Source organism: Streptomyces sp. NBC_01433 (assembly GCF_026340105.1).
Classification (GTDB): domain Bacteria; phylum Actinomycetota; class Actinomycetes; order Streptomycetales; family Streptomycetaceae; genus Streptomyces.
In genome coordinates this window covers 1,456,765-1,473,447 of sequence record NZ_JAPEPM010000002.1, presented here as the reverse complement: position 1 = coordinate 1,473,447, position 16,683 = coordinate 1,456,765, and the positions used below count along the sequence as shown (strand labels likewise).

The 16,683-nt window shown below is 72.0% G+C and carries 12 protein-coding genes; 11 read left to right on the top strand and 1 reads right to left on the bottom strand.

Annotated elements, in window-relative coordinates; all coding sequences use genetic code 11:
• Positions 1–124: 124 nt before the first annotated feature.
• Both OG413_RS34010 and OG413_RS34005 read left to right on the top strand, forming a co-directional pair.
• Positions 125–2,572: an MFS transporter gene (locus tag OG413_RS34010; RefSeq protein WP_266812286.1), complete on the top strand. Its 2,448-nt coding sequence runs from the start codon at positions 125–127 to the stop codon at positions 2,570–2,572.
• Positions 2,573–2,843: 271 nt separating this feature from the next.
• On the top strand, positions 2,844–3,569 hold the full coding sequence (locus OG413_RS34005; protein ID WP_266812284.1) for a class I SAM-dependent methyltransferase: 726 nt from the start codon (positions 2,844–2,846) through the stop codon (positions 3,567–3,569).
• 3 nt (positions 3,570–3,572) lie between these two features.
• On the opposite strand, the gene OG413_RS34000 is transcribed toward OG413_RS34005, so the two are convergent.
• On the bottom strand, positions 3,573–4,463 hold the full coding sequence (locus OG413_RS34000; protein ID WP_073722799.1) for a LysR family transcriptional regulator: 891 nt from the start codon (positions 4,461–4,463) through the stop codon (positions 3,573–3,575).
• 126 nt (positions 4,464–4,589) lie between these two features.
• Here OG413_RS34000 and OG413_RS33995 point away from each other — a divergent pair, with 126 nt between their 5' ends.
• The 9 genes from OG413_RS33995 to OG413_RS33955 all read left to right on the top strand — a co-directional run bounded on the left by OG413_RS33995 (position 4,590) and on the right by OG413_RS33955 (position 16,596).
• Complete coding sequence (locus OG413_RS33995) at positions 4,590–5,597, top strand: aldo/keto reductase (RefSeq protein WP_266812281.1); 1,008 nt, start codon at positions 4,590–4,592, stop codon at positions 5,595–5,597.
• Positions 5,598–5,997: 400 nt separating this feature from the next.
• On the top strand, positions 5,998–6,831 hold the full coding sequence (locus tag OG413_RS33990) for a M55 family metallopeptidase (RefSeq protein WP_266812280.1): 834 nt from the start codon (positions 5,998–6,000) through the stop codon (positions 6,829–6,831).
• Positions 6,824–8,167, top strand: a complete 1,344-nt coding sequence (locus OG413_RS33985) for a M20/M25/M40 family metallo-hydrolase (protein WP_266812278.1) — start codon at positions 6,824–6,826, stop codon at positions 8,165–8,167. The genes OG413_RS33990 and OG413_RS33985 overlap by 8 nt, the downstream gene beginning before the upstream one ends.
• A 96-nt stretch (positions 8,168–8,263) precedes the next feature.
• Positions 8,264–10,288 carry a prolyl oligopeptidase family serine peptidase gene (locus OG413_RS33980; RefSeq protein ID WP_266813253.1) on the top strand — a complete coding sequence of 675 codons (2,025 nt, stop codon included), beginning with the start codon at positions 8,264–8,266 and terminating at the stop codon, positions 10,286–10,288.
• Positions 10,289–10,335: 47 nt separating this feature from the next.
• Positions 10,336–11,274 (top strand): LD-carboxypeptidase, encoded by a 939-nt coding sequence (locus OG413_RS33975; RefSeq protein WP_266813252.1) that lies wholly within the window; start codon positions 10,336–10,338, stop codon positions 11,272–11,274.
• Between the two features lie 213 nt (positions 11,275–11,487).
• Positions 11,488–13,278, top strand: a complete 1,791-nt coding sequence (locus OG413_RS33970) for a CocE/NonD family hydrolase (protein ID WP_266812276.1) — start codon at positions 11,488–11,490, stop codon at positions 13,276–13,278.
• A 180-nt stretch (positions 13,279–13,458) separates the two neighbouring features.
• On the top strand, positions 13,459–13,698 hold the full coding sequence (locus OG413_RS33965; protein WP_266812275.1) for a LapA family protein: 240 nt from the start codon (positions 13,459–13,461) through the stop codon (positions 13,696–13,698).
• Positions 13,699–13,835: 137 nt separating this feature from the next.
• Positions 13,836–14,390, top strand: coding sequence for a GNAT family N-acetyltransferase (locus OG413_RS33960; RefSeq protein ID WP_266812273.1), 555 nt, complete (start codon positions 13,836–13,838; stop codon positions 14,388–14,390).
• A gap of 310 nt (positions 14,391–14,700) precedes the next feature.
• The gene (locus OG413_RS33955) at positions 14,701–16,596 is read left to right on the top strand and encodes a LamG-like jellyroll fold domain-containing protein (protein WP_266812271.1); all 1,896 of its coding nucleotides are present in this window, start codon (positions 14,701–14,703) and stop codon (positions 16,594–16,596) included.
• Positions 16,597–16,683 lie beyond the last annotated feature (87 nt).

Genomic DNA, 16,683 nt, shown 5'->3' with positions numbered 1-16,683 from the left:
CGTAGCGGCTCCGACCGGCGCATAAGCCCTTTGCCCGCGCCGTACGCGCCCCGGTTCGCGTTTGCCCTGCCTCGCCGCGCGATGCGAGAAATGGGCGGCGCAGAGGCGACTAGGGGAGCGTTACGTGGTGGGTGGGATCACGCTGGTGAAGGACGAGCCGGGCGACACGGCAGGGGGCGCCGACACCACGACCGTGCTCGCACCGCCGCCACCACCGACGACTCCCGGCCCCGGCGCCGCGGCGGCCGCCCCGCCCGACGGGATCAGCCCGCGCCGGGTCCGGATGGTCTTCCTCGGGTTGATGCTCACCCTGCTGCTCGCGGCGCTCGACCAGATGATCGTCGCCACCGCCCTGCCGAAGATCGTCGGTGAGCTGCACGGCCTGGAGAAGATGTCGTGGGCGGTCACCGCCTATCTGCTCGCCTCCACCATCGGCCTCCCGATCTACGGAAAGCTCGGCGATCTCTTCGGCCGCAAGGGCGTCTTCCAGTTCGCCATCATCGTCTTCGTCATCGGCTCCGCGCTCGCCGGCTGGTCGCGCACCATGGACGAGCTGATCGCCTTCCGGGCCGTCCAGGGCATCGGGGGCGGCGGGCTCATGATCGGCGTCCAGGCGATCATCGCGGACATCGTCCCGCCCCGGGAACGAGGCCGCTACATGGGCCTCATCGGTGCCGTCTTCGGCCTCGCGTCCGTCGCGGGCCCGCTGCTCGGCGGCTTCTTCACCGACCACGCCTCCTGGCGCTGGTGCTTCTACATCAACGTGCCCTTCGGCCTGGTCACCCTCGCCGTCATCGCCGTCGTACTGAAACTTCCCAAGCCCACTGTCCGCCCCCGGCTCGATGTGCTCGGCGGGCTGCTCCTGGCCGCCGCCTCCACCTTCCTGGTGCTGCTCACCAGCTGGGGCGGGACCGAGTACGCCTGGGGCTCGCGCACCATCCTGGGCCTCGCCGCGGGCGCGGTCGGAACGACCCTGCTCTTCATCGCCGTCGAGCACCGCGCCGCCGAGCCCGTCATCCCGCTCCGGCTGTTCCGCGACTCGATCTTCAACGTCACCTCGCTCGTGGGCGCCGTCGTCGGTGTCGCGCTCTTCGGTGCCGCCAGCTATCTGCCGACGTACCTCCAGATGGTCGACGGGGCCAGTGCCACCGGGTCGGGGCTCCTGATGCTGCCGATGATGGGCGGCATCGTCGTGGCCTCCGTCGTCTCCGGACAGCTGATCTCCAGGACCGGCCGCTACCGGATCTACCCACTCGTCGGCTGCGCCGTGTCCGCCGTCGGCATGTGGCTGCTCTCCCGGCTGGAGACCGGCACCTCCCGGCTGGAGTACAGCTTCGCGCAGGCCGTCCTCGGCATCGGGATCGGCCTGGTCATGTCCGTCCTCGTGCTCGCCGTGCAGAACTCCGTACGGCCCGCCGACCTCGGCACCGCCACCAGTGCCAACAACTACTTCCGGCAGATCGGCGGCAGCGTCGGCGCCGCCGTCTTCGGCACCCTTTTCGCGGGGCGGCTCGCCGACGCCCTCGCCGTACACCTACCGTCCGGCGCCGACCTCCCCGATCCCGCGTCGATCACCCCGCAGCTCGTCCACGCGATGGAGCCCGCACTGCGTGACGCCTATATCCAGGCGTACGCCGACGCGATGCCGCGCATCTTCCTCTACCTCGTGCCGGTGCTCGTGCTCGGCCTGTTCCTCGCCTTCTTCCTCAAGGAGAAACCGCTGGTGTCCCACCACAGCCCCGAAACGGCCACCGAGCCCTCGCCGATCCCCACCGCGCGCACCAACTCCGTTTCCCCGCCCGTCGGTTACCCGTCCGGCGTACCTGTCTGCGGGAGCGTCCAGCACCCGGACGGTACGAAGGTCCCCCGGGCGGCACTCACCCTCATCGATGTCCAGGGGCAGCAGGTCGGGCGCGGCGCGAGCGGCGACGACGGGCGGTACGCGCTGAGCGTCCCCGGCGCCGGTTCCTATGTACTGATCGCGGCCGCGGGCGGGCACCAGCCGCAGGCCGTCAGCGTCACAGTGGGCGAGCGGCCCGTCGAACTCGATGTGGTGCTCGGCGGCGCGGGACGGCTCGCCGGTACGGTCGTCACGGCCGACGGGGTCCCGGTCCGGGACGCCGCGGTGACCCTCACCGATGTACGCGGCGAAGTCGTGTCGACCACCCGTACCGGCCGTGAGGGCGGCTATGTGATCACCGAGCTGGTGGCCGGTGAGTACACCCTCGCCGCCAGCGCTCCGGCCTTCCGGCCCGCCGCGCTGCCGGTCAGTGTGCAGGCCGCCAGGGAGACCCGCCAGGACATCGAACTGGCCGGCGGCGCCGTCCTGCGCGGGGTCGTCCGGGCGAGCGGCGGGCGGCCCGTCGAGGACGCCCGGGTCACCCTGCTCGACGCGGCGGGCAATGTGGTGGACACCCTCACCACCGGGCCGGACGGGGCGTTCCGGTTCGTCGACCTGTCGTCCGGCGAGTACACCGTGATCGCCGCGGGCTATCCGCCGGTGGCGACCGTGCTCCAGGTCGCGGGCGGTGGGCGCACCGAGCGCGACCTTCAGCTCGGACACGAGGACTGAGCTCCGGTTCGGACACGAGGACTGATCTCCGGGACTTGTCCCGGCACCCCGCGCACGGTCGCCACTCCGCCGTGCGCGGGGTTCGTCATGCCGTGCGCACGGTCGGTCATGGCAGCGTGAGCGGGGGCGTGCACGGCGCACGGGGGGCGCCTACGGATCGAACGCGCGGTGAAAGAATGCGCCGGTCGCTTGTCGCTGCAACCGGAGCGCGATAGACCGTCCCTGACAAAAAGTCATGACAGGTTGTGCGGATCGCCCTGGGGAGCGGGTCATGAGCGTGACGAGTCAGTACAAGCGTGCCTGGGAGAGCTTCTGGAGCGAAGCTCCCGACGACCCCGGCGCGGTCTTCTGGGACGCCGAACCCGCCCTCACCTCGGGGCTGCACCTCGCGCTCTTCGAGCCCCACCTGATGGCGGCGGACCTTCCCCTGGTCGACCTCGGCTGCGGCAACGGCACACAGACGTTCTTCCTCGCCGAACGGCTGCCCCGGGTCACCGGCGTCGACCTCTCCGCGGCGGCGCTGGCCCACGCCCGCCGCCGCGACCCGCTCGGGGCGGTGCCGTTCCGCGAGATCGACGCGGCGGACCCGGGCGCGGTGCGCCGCCTCCACGGCGAACTGGGCGACACCCACGTCTATATGCGCGGCGTGCTCCACCAGTGCGATCCGGCCGACCGGCAACCGCTGATCGACTCCATCGCGACCCTGGTGGGGGAGCGGGGCAGGGCCTTCGTCGTGGAACCGGCCGAGGCGGCGGGCGCCGAGCTGTCGGTGCTGGCACGGAGACCGGCCGGACCGCCCCCGAAGCTCCGCCCGGTCCTCACCCACGGCATCGCCACCGGCACGGTCCGGGACGCGGCGCTGCCCCAGTTCATCCGCGCGGCCGGGCTCTCCGTACTCGCCCAGGGCGAACTGCCGCTGCTGACCACGGAGTACGTGGCCGACGGCATCCGTATCGCGCTTCCCTCGAACTGGCTGGTGGTGGGCCGGACGGGGTGACGCTCAGCGCAGGGCGTCCTCCCGCACCAGATGCGTCAGCGCCCGCGCACCCGGGCTCAGTCCCCGCGCCGCCGGAAGCACCACCACGCTCTCGTACACCGGCGCGTCCGGGCCTTCGAGCTCCCCCGTGACCAGGCCCCGGGCCTCGGGCTTGCGCGTGAAGTGGTGCGGCACCACCGCGATGCCCAGCCCCTCGTGCACCAGCTCCAGCAGGCTGTGCACGTCGTTCACCTCCAGGGCCACGCTCCGGCGCACCCGCGCGCAGGCGAACGCCTCGTCCGCCGCGCGCCGCGGCCCCCAGTCCGGGTGGAAGTCGATGAAGGACTCACCGCGCAGTTCGTCCCACGCCACCACGGGCCGCCCGGCGAACCGGTGACCGGGAGCGCACAGGACGACCATGGGCTCCCGGGCCAGCGGGATCAGCTCGCCGCGCCACTCCAGCGGACTGACGGTGGCGGCGAACGCGATGTCGAGCCGGCCCTCGGCCACCCCGTCCAGCAGGCTCGTGGTGCCCTCCTGCCGGAGCCGTAGCTCCATGTGCGGATGGTCACGGTGGAAGGCCGCGAGCAGCCGTGCCGGACTGACTCCCGCCACACACTGCTCGACCCCCACCGTCAGGGTGCCGCGCAGCAGCCCCCGTACGGCATCGACCGCGTCCCGTGCCGCCCGCGCCCCCGCCAGCGTGCGCTCCGCCTCCACCAGCAGGGCACGTCCCGCCTCGGTGAGGCGCACCGAGCGCGTGGTCCGGCTGAACAGCGGGGTGCGCAGCTCCCGCTCCAGCGCCCGGACGGACGCCGAGAGACCCGACTGCGAGACGGAGAGGCGCTCGGCGGCGCGGGTGAAGTGCTGCTCCTCGGCGACGGCGACGAAGTGCTCCAGCTGACGCAGTTCCATGATTGAGAAAGGTAGACGATGAATCCCAGCGGAATCTCCGGTTGGACTGCTGGATCGTTCTCCGTCAGCCTGGACCCTGCGCACCGAGCCCGGAGCGCTCCCTCGGACCTCTCCCGCGGAGCACACATGTACCTCCCGTCCGCCGACCGTTACACCGCCATGCCCTACCGGCGCACCGGCCGGAGCGGGCTGCTGCTCCCCGCGCTGTCGCTCGGCCTCTGGCACAACTTCGGAGGCGACCGGAGCCCCGAGGAGCAGGGCCGCATCCTGCGCAGGGCCTTCGACCTGGGCATCACCCACTTCGACCTCGCCAACAACTACGGCCCGCCGCCCGGCTCCGCCGAGGTCACCTTCGGCCGCGCGCTGAAGACGGACTTCGCCCGGCTCCGGGACGAGATCGTCGTCTCCACCAAGGCGGGCTACGACATGTGGGACGGCCCGTACGGCGAGTGGGGCTCCCGGAAGTACCTGCGCTCCTCGCTGGACCAGAGCCTGCGGCGGCTCGGTCTGGAGTACGTCGACATCTTCTACTCCCACCGCTTCGACCCCGAGACCCCGCTCGAAGAGACGATGGGTGCGCTCGACACCGCCGTACGCCAGGGCAAGGCCCTCTACGTCGGCCTCTCCAACTACTCCGCCGAGCAGACCCGCGAGGCCGCCGCGATTCTCAAGGACCTCGGCACACCCCTGCTCATCCACCAGCCCCGCTACTCGATGCTCGACCGCCGCCCCGAGGAAGGGCTGCTCAGCGCGCTCGACGAACTGGGCACCGGCTCCATCGCCTACTCCCCGCTGGAGCAGGGCATCCTCACCGACCGCTATCTGAACGGCATCCCGGCCGGTTCCCGGGCCGCGGGCGACAGCCCCTTCCTGACCCCGGACGCCGTCACCCCCGAGCTGGTGGACCGGCTGCGCGCGCTCGACACCGTGGCGAAGGAGCGCGGCCAGTCACTCGCCCAGCTGGCACTGGCCTGGGTGCTGCGCGGCGGCCGGGTCACCTCCGCCGTGGTCGGCGCGAGCAGCGTCGCCCAGCTGGAGAACAACGTGGAGACCGTCCGCGACCTGGACTTCACCGACGAGGAACTCGCCAGGATCGAGGAACTGCTCACGGGCACGGGCACGGGCCGGGGCTGAGCGCCTAGAGCGCGGGGCCCCGGCCGTCACCCTCGCACGACGGATCTCTGGACCTGGGAGATGCCTCGTCTCCGCGAACGCCGCCGTCTTCTGGCACGAATGGCAGGACACCGCACGCACCCCCGCGGCCGGTACGGAGATCGACGTCGCGGTGCTGCGTGGGCTCGACGACAGACTCCGCGCCGCCGAGCGGTGAACCGGACCGGCCTCGGGGTTCCCCTCGGGCCGTCGAACGTCCGCCCGGCTCTGGCTCGTCCCATCGCCGTCGCGTAGCGTGAGCCAGCGTGAAGATCTGTTGCGCTGTGCCGCGGACCGACGACGCGGCTCGCTGGAGTGATGGCCGGCCGACCACCGTCACCGCCGAATCGCCCGCCCATGACCTGCTACGGGACGGTGGGGCGTGAAGATCCTCATCAGTGCCGACATGGAGGGCGCCACCGGAGTGACCTGGCCGGCCGATGTGCTGCCCGGCACTCCGCAGTGGGAGCGCTGCCGCTCGATGTTCACCTCCGACGTGAACGCCGCGGCCCTCGGGTTCTACGACGGCGGCGCCGACGACGTGCTGATCAACGAGGCGCACTGGTCCATGCGCAACCTCCTGCTGGAGCGCCTCGACGACCGGGTCCAGATGCTCACCGGCAAGCACAAGTCCCTCTCCATGGTGGAGGGCATCCAGCACGGCGACGTCGACGCCATCGCCTTCGTCGGCTATCACACGGGAGCGGGTACGGAAGGCGTGCTCGCCCACACCTATCTGGCCAACTCCATCACCGGGGTCTGGCTGAACGGCGTCCGCGCCAGTGAGGGCCTGCTCAACGCGCATGTCGCCGCCGAGTACGGCGTCCCGGTCGTTCTCGTCACCGGCGACGACCTCACCTGTGCGGACGCCGAGGGATACGCCCCCGAGGCCCGCAAGGTCGCCGTCAAGGACTACGTCTCGCGGTACGCCGCGGTGTGCCGCACGCCGGCCCGTACCGCCGCCGACATCAGGGCCGCGGCCAGGGACGCGGCGGCACTCGCCGTGCGGCACACCCCGGTGACGGGCGGCTCCTTCACGGTGGAGCTGGAGTTCGACGCCGAGCATCTGGCCGCGGCGGCGACCGTGGTCCCCGGCGTGGCGCCGAGCGGCGAGAGGCGCGTCGCGTACAGCAGCGCGACGATGTACGAAGGTATTCGCACGTTCAAGGCGGTGACCACCATCGTGTCGTCCGCCGTGGAGGAACAATATGGCTGAGGCGCCCGACCCGCTCGGACAGGTGGACGAGCGGGCACTCGACGAAGTGGTGACGTTCACTTCCGAACTCATCCGGATCGACACCACCAACCACGGCGGCGGCGACTGCCGGGAGAGGCCGGCGGCCGAGTACGTCGCCGAGCGCCTGGCGGCCACCGGCCTGGAACCCACCCTGCTGGAGCGCACCGCCGGACGGACCAACGTGGTCGCCCGGATCGAGGGCACCGACCCGTCCGCCGACGCGCTCCTCGTGCACGGGCACCTCGACGTAGTGCCCGCCGAAGCCGCCGACTGGACCGTGCACCCCTTCTCCGGCGAGGTCCGCGACGGGGTGGTGTGGGGGCGCGGCGCCGTCGACATGAAGAACATGGACGCGATGGTGCTCGCCGTCGTCCGCGGCTGGGCACGCGCCGGTGTGCGCCCCCGCCGCGACATCGTCATCGCGTACACCGCGGACGAGGAGGCCAGCGCCGACGACGGTTCCGGTTTCCTCGCCGACCACCACCCCGGGCTCTTCGAGGGGTGTACGGAGGGCATCAGCGAATCCGGTGCCTTCACCTTCCACGCCGGGGAGGGGCTGTCGCTGTACCCGATCGCCGCGGGCGAGCGCGGCACCGGCTGGCTGAAGCTGACCGCCGAGGGCACGGCGGGCCACGGTTCCAAGGTCAACCGGGCCAACGCGGTGAGCGCGCTCGCCGCCGCCGTCGCCCGGATCGGGGAGCACGAGTGGCCGGTACGGATCACCCCGACGGTCCGGGCCGCGCTCACCGAGATCGCCGCACTGCACGGCATCGACGTCGATGTCGACGCTCCCGGCTTCGACGTGGACGAGCTGCTGGGCAAGCTGGGCCCGGTCGCCTCCCTCCTCGAACCGGTCGTCCGCAACAGCAGCAACCCGACGATGCTGGACGCCGGATACAAGGTCAACGTGATCCCCGGCAGGGCCACCGCCTTCATCGACGGCCGCATGCTGCCGGGCGGCGAGGACGAGTTCCGCGAGACGATGGACCGGCTCACCGGACCCGCCGTCCAGTGGGAGTTCCACCACCGTGAGGTCGCCCTCCAGGCACCCGTCGACTCACCCACGTACGCCAAACTGCGCGCCGCCGTCGAACACTTCGACCCGGACGGGCACGCCGTCCCGTACTGCATGTCGGGCGGCACGGACGCCAAGCAGTTCTCCCGCCTCGGCATCACCGCATACGGCTTCTCGCCGCTGAAGCTGCCCGTCGGCTTCGACTACCAGGCGCTCTTCCACGGTGTCGACGAGCGCGTACCCGTCGACGCCCTGCACTTCGGCGTCCGCGTCCTCGACCACTATCTGCGCACCGCCTGACCTGTACCGGGGGGACAGTCCATCGTGACCACAGAGCCGAACGTGTCCGCAACGCCGAACCTGTCCACAGCACCAAACGTGTCCGCAACGCCGAACCTGTCCACAGCGCCGAACGTTTCCACAGCGCCGTACGGGACCTGGCCGTCGCCGATCGACGCGGCGCTCGCCGCCTCGCACGACGGACGCCCGGACCACGTCGGCACCGTCGGCGAGGAGGTGTGGTGGACCGAGCCGCGCCCGGCCGAGGACGGCCGCCGGGCGCTGGTGCGCCGGCGCGCGGACGGCACCACCGCAGCCGTGCTGCCCGCACCGTGGAACGCCCGCAGCCGGGTCATCGAGTACGGCGGGCAGCCCTGGGCCGGGGCCGAGCGCACCGCGGGCGGCCCGCTCGTCGTCTTCGTCCACTTCACCGACCAGCGGCTGTACGCCTACGCCCCCGACGGCCCCGACGAACCCTGGCCGCTCACTCCTGTGTCGGACATCGGCGGCGGACTGCGCTGGGTGGACCCGGAGCTGCATCTCGATCTGGGGGCTCAGGGCGAAGTCTGGTGTGTCCTGGAGGAGTTCACCGGCGAGGCACCGACCGATGTGCGCCGGGTCGTCGCCGCCGTGCCGCTGGACGGCTCGGCGGCCGACGACCGCAGCGCCGTACGGGAACTCTCCGACGACCGGCACCGGTTCGTCACGGGGCCGCGGCTCTCGCACGACGGGCGGCGGGCCGCCTGGATCGCCTGGGACCACCCGCGGATGCCCTGGGACGGCACGGTGGTGATGCTGGCCGAGGTCACCGAGGAGGGCACCTTCACCGGCGTACGCCCGCTCGTCGGCGATATCGACGAGTCCGTCTGCCAGATCGAGTGGGACCGGGACGGCACGCTGCTGTTCGTCTCGGACCTCGGTGACTGGTGGGAGCTCCAGCGCATCCGGCCCGACGCCCCGGTGGGCGGAGCCGTCCCCGCCAGCCGGCTCTGCCCCGGCCGGGGCGAGGAGTTCGGCGGAGCGCTGTGGAAGATCGGGCTGCGTTGGTTCCGGCCGCTGGACAACGGACTGATCGCCGTCATCCACGGCAGGGGCACCACCCGGCTCGGCGTGCTCGACCCGGAGACCGGGGAACTCGCCGACGTGGCGGGACCCTGGACCGCCTGGGCCGGCACGCTCGCCGTGCGCGGCAGCAGAGTCATCGGCGTCGCCGCGAGCCCGCGCAGCGGTGCCGAGGTGGTGGAGCTGGACACCGTGACCGGACGCACCCTGGCCATCGGCGCACCCCACCGCGACGCGGTCGATCCCGCGTACTACCCCGAACCCCGCGACCGCACCTTCACCGGTCCCGACGGCCGCGAGATCCACGCCCACATCTACGCGCCGCACAGCCCCGACCGCAGCGGGCCCGAGGGGGAACTTCCGCCGTACGTGGTCTGGGCGCACGGCGGCCCGACCGGCCACGCCCCGCTCGTCCTCGACCTGGAGATCGCCTACTTCACCTCGCGCGGCATCGGTGTCGCCGAGGTCAACTACGGCGGCTCCACCGGCTACGGCCGCCGCTACCGCGAACGGCTGCGCGGCCAGTGGGGCGTCGTCGACGTGGAGGACTGTGCCGCCGTCGCCGAGGCGCTGGCCGCCGAGGGCTCGGCCGACCGGGACCGCCTCGCGATCCGGGGAGGCAGCGCGGGCGGCTGGACCACCGCCGCCTCGCTGACATCCACCGGCCTCTACGCCTGCGGAACGATCAGCTACCCCATCCTCGACCTCGCGGGCTGGGCCACCGACGAGACCCATGACTTCGAGTCGCGGTATCTGGAGTCACTCGTCGGACCGTTCGCCGAGGTGCCCGAGCGCTACCGCGAGCGTTCGCCGATGCACCGCACCGACCGCCTCACCACGCCGTTCCTGCTGCTCCAGGGGCTCGACGACGTGATCTGTCCGCCCGCCCAGTGCGAGCGGTTCCTCGCGGCCGTCGAGGGCCGCGGCGTCGCGCACGCGTACATCGCCTTCGCGGGGGAGAGCCATGGGTTCCGGCGCGCGGACACGATGATCCGCGCGCTGGAGGCCGAACTCTCCCTCTATGCCCAGACGTTCGGCATCGACCGCCCCGACGTACCGCGGCTGGAGCTGAGGAAGTGACCCTCGGACCGACGGGGCCCACGAAGCCGCGCGGCTCCCGTGCCCCGCTGGAACCCCTCGCCCGGCCCGCGCGGCTGCGACCGGGCGCGCGGGTCGCGGTGGTGGCCCCCAGCGGTCCGGTGCCCGCCGACCGGCTGGCGGTGGGCCTCGATCTGCTGCGCGGCTGGGATCTGGAGCCCGTCGTCGCCCCTCATGTCCTGGACGTCCACCCCGAGTTGGACTTCCTCGCCGGTACGGATGAGAACCGTGCCGCCGACCTCCAGGGTGCCTGGTGCGACCCGACCGTCGACGCCGTGCTGTGCGCCCGCGGCGGCTACGGCGCCCACCGCATGGTCGATCTGCTGGACTGGCCCGCGATCCGGGCGGCCGGGCCGAAGGTGTTCGTCGGCTACAGCGACATCACCGTGCTCCACGAGGCGTTCGCGCTGCGGGCCGGGTTCTCCACGCTGCACGGTCCGATGGTCGCGACCGATGTGTTCCTGAAGGACGCGCCCACCCAGGAACATCTGCGCGCCACCCTGTTCGCGCCCGAGACCGTGCGCACGCTCGGCCTGGACACGGCGGCGTCCCTGGTGCCCGGCCGGGCCCGGGGCATCGGTTACGGCGGCTGCGTCAGCATGCTCGCCGCCGACCTGGGCACCCCGGGGGCCCGGACGTCGGCCCGGGGCGGGCTGCTGGCGATCGAGGACATCACGGAGGGCCCGTACCGGCTCGACGGCATCCTCACCCGGCTGCTGCGGGCCGGGGCGCTCGACGGCATCTCCGGTGTGGTGTGCGGATCGTGGGAGGAGTGCGGACCCTATGAACAGGTGCGTACGGTCCTCGCCGACCGGCTCGGCGGCCTGGGCATACCCGTGGTCGAGGAGCTGGGCTTCGGGCACGCGCCGTCGGCGCTGACGATTCCGCTGGGCGTGCCCGCGGTGCTGGACGCCCCGGCGGACGGTGGCCGCCCCACGCTGACGGTGGAGGTCCCCGCGCTGGTGTGAGGCCGCGGGGGCGCGGGAGCGGGGGCCGGATCAGGGGCTGCGGGATCCGGGCCGTGGGGCTGGGGGATCCGGGCCGCGGCGGACTTGGCCCCGGCATGTGTGCGGAACGTGAATATCTTTCAAGAAACGCTGTCTTGGGCGTTGACGCGACTATGACGCCTGTCACACCATGGGCCCGGCCCAATACTTACCGGTCGGTAAGGTGCCCTCGGTGTGGAGGTCTTCGTGTCAGGTGCTGTCTCCCGGTTCCGCAAGCCGCTCGTCGCCGTCGCGGGGGCGGCCCTCGCCGCTCCCCTCGCGTTCGCCGGGCCGGCACAGGCCGATGCCGCCCAATACACCGTCACCCCACTGAAGTTCACCGTTCAGGCCGGTGGCCGCTCCTGCACCCTCGATGCCGACCTCTACCGCCCCACCGGGGTCGACGCCGCCCACCCGGCCCCCGCGGTCCTCGCCACCAACGGCTTCGGCGGCAGCAAGTCGGACGGGTCGACGGACGCCATCGGCAAGGCCTTCGCCACCCGCGGCTATGTGGGCCTCGTCTACTCGGGCCTCGGCTTCGGCAAGTCCGGCTGTCTGATCACGCTCGACGACCCCGCCGTCGACGGCGCGGCGGCGAGCGGGCTCGTCGACTTCCTCGCCGGGACCCGTGCCGCCGACGACGGCACGGAGGCGGACTACATCACCAAGGACGGCACGGGCGACCCGCGCGTCGGCATGATCGGCGGCTCGTACGGCGGCGCCGTACAGATGGCCACCGCCGCCGTCGACCGCCGGGTCGACGCGCTGGTCCCGCTGATCACCTGGAACGACCTCGGATACGCCCTCGCACCCAACAACACCGGTGCGCGCGCCGGGGTCTCCTCCGACACCCCCGGCGTCTTCAAGTGGCAGTGGACCAACGGGTTCTACCTGATCGGGGAGGGGCAGACCATCCTCAACCCGAGCCTCGACCCGTCCCGGTTCGGCAGCCTGGACTGCCTGCACTTCGCCGCCCGCGCCTGCGAGACCATCCGGCTGCTCAACTCCGGCCGCTACCCCGCCGACAAGGCCGCCGCGATGCTCGCGTACGCGCGCAGCGTCTCACCCGTCTCCTACCTCGGACAGGTCAAGGCCCCCACCCTGATCGTCCAGGGCCAGGCCGACAGCCTGTTCAACCTGAACGAGGCCGCCGCCACGTACAAGACCCTCAAGGCCCAGGGAACCACGGCGAAGATGATCTGGCAGGCATGGGGCCACAGCGGCGGCCAGACGGACGGTGAACTCGACCTGGGACAGGGCAATCTGGAGACGAGCTACGTCGGACAGCGCGTCCTCGCCTGGTTCGACCGCTACCTCCAGAAGAAGACGGACACCGACACCGGCCCCGCGTTCGCCTACTACCGCGACTGGCAGAGCGGCTACGGCACCGCGGCCGCCGTACCGTCCCTGTCGCGGAAGATGTATCTCTCCGGCGACGGCAAGTTGGTCGACAACCGCTCCAAGGTGATCCGCGGCAGCCGCCAGTACACCAACTGGCTCGTGCCGACCAGTCACTCCGAGAGTTCGCTCGCCGGTCTCATCGGCCTGCCCGACCCGAAGCCGTACGACACCAAGGGCACCTACCTCGGCTGGACCAGCGCCCCGCTGACCTCGCCCGTCGATGTCGTCGGCGCCCCGAAGGCCACCCTGAAGGTCGTCTCGCCGAAGACGGAACGCGTCCAGAACAGCGGGGACGCCGCCGACAAGCTCGTCCTGTTCGCCAAGGTGTACGACGTGGCCCCCGACGGCAGCAAGAAGCTGGTGAACCGGCTGGTCTCGCCCGTCCGCGTGCCCGACGTCACCCTGCCCTTCACCGTGGAGCTTCCGGGCATCGTCCACCGGTACGAGGCGGGACACCGGCTCGAATTCGTGATCGCGGCCAGCGACTCGGCGTACTTCGGCAACCGGGGCATCAAGCCGGTCACCGTCGTGAGCGCCCCGCAGGACACCGGAGTGCTGGAGCTCCCGGTGGTCCCTGCGGGCTGACCGCCCGCCCAGCTGCTGCCGCCCCGCCGCCGTCCCGCCGCCGACCCGTCGTGTCACCCGAACGGCCGTACTGCACCGCCCCCCGGTCCGGGGATGGAGACATCCTTGGACCCGGGGGCGGCTGTCGTAGGGCGGTACGGCGCCGGGCCGGACACGAGGAGCCAGCGAAAGGGCCTGACCATGAGCCCCAAGGACGTATCGAGCGGCGGCAAGGGGAGCTCGGGGCTGTTCACCCCGGCACGCGTCACCGTCGCCGTCGTGGCCGTGCTCGTGCTCGTCTTCATCTGCGTGAACACCGACGACGTCACCATCCGGCTGATCGTCCCCGAGGTCTCGATGCCGCTCTGGCTCGCCCTGCTGGGCGTGTTCGCGGCCGGGCTGCTCTGTGGCGGCTATGTGTTCCGCCGGCGCACGAAGTAGCGGCATGCGACGCGGGGACGCGCCGAGCGGCGACCGGCCACCGCGCACGGCGCGACGGCGCGCCCCGTCGCACGCACGCGGACGCGCCCATTCGTACGCAGGCGGACCGGCGGCGCGGCACGTCGTACGCTGAGCGGATGTCCGAGCCGACCGGTCACCTCCCGCTCGCCGCGTACCTGGCCGAAGGCCCCAGGACGGCGCTGCGGCGCTTCACACGCGCGGACGCCGAGGAGTTCACCGCCCGCGCGAGGGAGAGCCGCGCCCTCCACCACCCGTGGCTCTTCCCGCCGGAGGACCCCGACGCCTACGCGGACTACGCCGGTCACCTCCACGCCGATCCGTCCCGGCAGGGGTTCCTCGTCTGTGAACGCGCCGCGGGCGGCGGCATCGCCGGATTCATCAACATCAACAACATCGTCCTCGGCGGTTTCTGCTGCGGTGCCCTGGGTTACGGGGCCTTCGCGCACGCGGCCGGGCGCGGACTGATGACCGAGGCACTGGGCCTCGTCATCGCCCACGCCTTCGGACCGCTCGGCCTGCACCGCCTGGAGGCCAACATCCAGCCCGCCAACGCGCCCTCCATCGCCCTGGTCCGGCAGGCCGGGTTCCGGCTGGAGGGCCTCTCACCGGACTTCCTCTTCGTCGACGGCGCCTGGCGCGACCACGAACGGTGGGCGATCACGGCCCGGTGAGGTGCCGCCCCTCTTCCACTGCGGACACGGTGCACCTGCCGCCACTGCCCCGTCGCCGTCCTCGGTGAACTCCCGTACGGCGGCGGGTCGGGCCGCAGCTCGGGCAACCTCGGCCCCGTTCACCCAGGTCAGCCTTTCTGGCCGCGCGGCAGGTGCATGCCCGCCGTGATCCGGTGGGGCGCCCCGCACACACGTCTCCTCTTCATGCACTCTTCGCCCATCTGTCGCCGTTACAGCCCGGTTCCTCCCCGCTTCCTGTGGCTAGCTTTCAGTCGCCCCCCCCGACGCCCGATCCGCCACGGAGAGAACCATGTGCAGCCCGACCCACCGGCCCGACGGTCCGCTCCTGCCCGCCACCGGCCGCCGCACCTTCCTGCGTGCCACCGCGCTCACCGGTGCCGCGACCGCCGCCACCGGCCTGCTGGCGGCCGGATCCGCCGCCGCCGTTCCGCAGCAGCCCGCCACCGCGGCGGACGCGGCCCGGCGCCCGGACCCCGACCATCCGCGCTTCACCGTCGTGGTCATGCCGGACACCCAGTACCTCTTCGACGGGGCCAGCATCCACAAGGCGCCGGTCGAGGCATCGCTGCGCTATGTGCTCGACAACGGGCGCGACGAGAACATCGTCTTCCTGTCCCATCTGGGCGACCTGACCGAAAGCGGTCAGGCGAGTGAATTCGGCGCGATCGGCGAGGCGTTCGGGCTGCTCGACCGGCGGCGGGTCGGCTACAGCGTCGTCGCGGGCAACCACGACATCAAATCCTCCACCGACGACCAGCGCGGCCGCACCCCGTATCTGGACACCTTCGGCCCGCGGCGCATGCGGCGCCTGCCGACGTTCGGCGGGGCGACCCCGGACGGCTACAACACGTACCACCTGTTCCGCGCCGCCGGCCGCGAGTGGCTGGTGCTGGCACTCGACTGGCGGCCGTCGGCGGCGGGCCTGGCCTGGGCGCGCGACGTCATCGCCCGGCACCCGCACACGCCGGTCATCCTCACCACGCACGAGCTCGTGTACGCCGACGCGGACGGCGACGAGGCGGAGTTCTCCGACCACGGCAGACATCTGTGGGACGAGCTGATAGCCGACCACGACCAGATCTTCCTCACCCTCAACGGGCACTACTGGCCCGCCGGACGGACCACCCGCAAGAACGCCGCAGGCAATGATGTGCACCTGCACATCACCAACTACCAGAACCGCTACTACGGCGGCAGCGCGATGATCCGCCTCTACCGCTTCGACCTGGCCAGGAACACCATCGACGTGGAGACGATCTCCCCCTGGGTCCTGGGCCGCGCGGGCGAACAGCTGAACGATCTGGAGCGCGGAGAGATCGAACTGACCGGCCCCCAGGACCGGTTCTCCGTCCCCGTCGACTTCGCACAGCGGTTTGCGGGCTTTGCTCCCGTCCCCGTACGCGGCCCCCGCCCGGCCGCGCGCATGCTGGTGCGCGGCACGGTCGCGTACTGGCGCTTCGACGGCGGGCGCCGGGACGGCTCGGCCGCCGACGCCGCCCTGCGCGTCCCCGACCTCTCCGGCCACCGCAACGACCTGGTGCGCCAGGACGTCCCCGGCAGCGGGCCCGACGCGCTGCGCTGGTCGACCGCGCACCACCCGGACCAGCCGGGCCACGGCAGCCTGTACTTCGACGGCGGGAAGCCACCGCTGCGGGGCGCCTACTTGCGTACCGTGAACAACGCGCCGCTCAACACCCTGACATTCAGGTCCGGTTACACCGTCGAGGCATTCCTGCGCGTGCCCGCCGACTGGGACGCCGGACACCACGCCTGGGGCGGCGTCCTCGGCCGGCGGGGCACTCTCCGCGCGGCGGGCAAGACCTCCGGCGACCCGGAGGAGCCCGTGGCCACCCTGTCCCTGTCGGACGGACCCGGACTCCAGTGGGCGGCCGCGCCGCTCAACCAGCCCGGGTCCGTCACCAACTGGAGCCACGAGCTGACACGCGACCGGTGGTATCACGTGGCCCTCGTCAACGACGGCGCGCACACGACGATGTACGTCGACGGCTGCGTCGTGGCACGCAACCCCGCCACCCGCACCATCGGGCTGGCCACGGCCGGACTGCCGTGGCTGCTCGGCGGCTACGAGTACGGCGGGAAGCTCGACCAGCTGATGCACGGCTGGATCGGGGACGTCAGGATCGTCGAACGCGCGCTTCGGCTCCGGGACTTCATGATCGCGTGAGTAGTCCGGGGCCGGAAGGCCGGGGCGTGGGCGGGTGTCCTCGCCCCGGCACCTTCCCGCCCCGTCAACGGGCGGCCGGGCCGTCAC

What these genes read in the sequence shown, in the direction of transcription:
- OG413_RS34005 (WP_266812284.1), top strand. Translation starts at nt 2,844, where the DNA reads ATGAGCGTGACGAGTCAGTACAAGCGTGCCTGGGAGAGCTTCTGGAGC.
- OG413_RS34000 (WP_073722799.1), bottom strand. Translation starts at nt 4,463, where the DNA reads ATGGAACTGCGTCAGCTGGAGCACTTCGTCGCCGTCGCCGAGGAGCAG.
- OG413_RS33995 (WP_266812281.1), top strand. Translation starts at nt 4,590, where the DNA reads ATGTACCTCCCGTCCGCCGACCGTTACACCGCCATGCCCTACCGGCGC.
- OG413_RS33985 (WP_266812278.1), top strand. Translation starts at nt 6,824, where the DNA reads ATGGCTGAGGCGCCCGACCCGCTCGGACAGGTGGACGAGCGGGCACTC.
- OG413_RS33965 (WP_266812275.1), top strand. Translation starts at nt 13,459, where the DNA reads ATGAGCCCCAAGGACGTATCGAGCGGCGGCAAGGGGAGCTCGGGGCTG.
- OG413_RS33960 (WP_266812273.1), top strand. Translation starts at nt 13,836, where the DNA reads ATGTCCGAGCCGACCGGTCACCTCCCGCTCGCCGCGTACCTGGCCGAA.
- OG413_RS33955 (WP_266812271.1), top strand. Translation starts at nt 14,701, where the DNA reads ATGTGCAGCCCGACCCACCGGCCCGACGGTCCGCTCCTGCCCGCCACC.